2 protein-coding genes are annotated in these 1,526 nt (G+C 50.5%); one reads left to right on the top strand and one right to left on the bottom strand.

Annotated elements, in window-relative coordinates:
* Positions 1–95 precede the first annotated feature (95 nt).
* Positions 96–1,217 carry a hypothetical protein gene (locus QJT82_RS45350; RefSeq protein ID WP_028344520.1) on the bottom strand — a complete coding sequence of 374 codons (1,122 nt, stop codon included), beginning with the start codon at positions 1,215–1,217 and terminating at the stop codon, positions 96–98.
* Positions 1,218–1,307: 90 nt separating this feature from the next.
* On the opposite strand from QJT82_RS45350, the gene QJT82_RS45345 reads away from it, so the two are divergent.
* Positions 1,308–1,526, top strand: a 219-nt coding sequence (locus QJT82_RS45345; RefSeq protein ID WP_281446728.1) for a hypothetical protein, incomplete at its 3' end; no start/stop codon positions are given.

Raw genomic sequence — 1,526 nt, 5'->3', positions numbered from 1 at the left:
AAGCGCCTCATCGATTCCCCCTCAGAATCACGGGAGAATCATAACAGCGGCACTATGTTTTCACACAGCCAGGGCCACAAGCGGACATGGTCAGTTTAAGGAATAACGCGCAGATTGTTATTAAGCCGTTCGAGAGTTAGCTGTTGATTTGTATAAATGATTTCTGGATTCCGGTCGGGCGGCAGAACGCGATATTTGGTTGTTACCTTTGGCCGCTCGATATTGGCAATCTGTCCCTTATATTCCAGGATCTTTTGGTCGTTTGCCGTCTTCGCTTCGCGCGCATCGGTGAGTGCTTTTAATTGCTCAATCTCGGGTTCAGTTACCCTGAACGTCTCCATCTGTGCTTTGTTGCTGGGTGAGAGACTTTTGATAGTTGCAGTATTCAAGTTTGAAAGGCGCGCCCCCAAGGCCGAGGTCAGCGAATTTATTTCAGCTGTGCGCTTTGAATTGTCGTCTTTTCTCTGGTCGATCAATTCCTCTAGTTTCGCGATAAGGTCTCGCTCCGCCTTTGTTAGCTCCGTAATCAGTCCCGGTAGGGGATCGACCGCCGGTTTAGCGATAACAACGTCAACTATACCATCGTCCAATCGCTCTATGGTTCCAGCTGCGTTTACGCCGCTTACGGGAACCGGTCCAATTATAAAACCAGCGCCAGCGTTTGCGTTCACGAAGATACTGAATTCAAAAGTGTGCCCGATACTCGAAATGCGCTGCGGCCTTCCTAGTTGTAACTGGCCGCCAACGTCACCTGCATGGAAAGCCCTGTCCATCCATTCTGCAAACCCGATTCGACCCGTGATAAACGGATGAAGCGTGGCTGTCTGAATCTTTGTGCAGACAGGCACTCGCTTAACATCGTCGAATTGCAAGCTGAATTTCATCAGGGCGGTTCTGTTGGCCGTCGTTGTTTCACCAGCGCCGATTATTCCTGTACCGCTTACGCTCTTGGCCGGGAAAAACGGGAATGTGTTGTTGAGAGATTTCGCACTTCCGCTTTCATTACTTTTCAGGGTGACGGTGTATACGCCCTGCCAGCCAGCTAAAGCCGTTGGCCCTCGCAAGGATTTCTGTTTCCAAACGGCTTGTTGGAATTCGCAATCGATCTGCGCGACCAAAACTTCCAACGGCAATATTTCGGGACTGGTAAGCTGAGGCAAATAGGTCCCGCACCCTGATAATGACGTGGTCAACAGGAGAATTACCCATCTCTTCATGACACCCCCCTTTGTTGAAATGAGACAGAATAGCAACTTTTAGGGGAATACAATCCCCACTGAGCGCTTGCTTCTGTTTTGAAGCAAAGTGTGATCAAAATGTCCGGCTTCGAGGCACCGTCGATTCAACCTCAGACCACGCTCCAATTTACATCATTGGGGCTAGCGCTCGTCTTGAGGTGTCGCGCCGAATGTTTGTCCGGCAAAGAACTAGAATACTTCCGCTTCGGGTCTTGGCCGTGTAAAAACGGCCTTGCAGGGCAGTCAATCTTGAAGCCAAAACTGGGCCAGCGTCAGGCCGCGATCGCG

The organism is Bradyrhizobium sp. Mp19 (genome assembly GCF_029952935.1).
Taxonomy (GTDB): Bacteria; Pseudomonadota; Alphaproteobacteria; order Rhizobiales; family Xanthobacteraceae; genus Bradyrhizobium; species Bradyrhizobium elkanii.
The sequence above is the reverse complement of the archived record's forward strand: the minus strand, read 5'-3'. Positions and strand labels throughout refer to the sequence as shown.

Excerpts from the sequence above, each read along its gene's own strand:
- QJT82_RS45350 (WP_028344520.1), bottom strand. The coding sequence starts at position 1,217 with ATGAAGAGATGGGTAATTCTCCTGTTGACCACGTCATTATCAGGGTGC.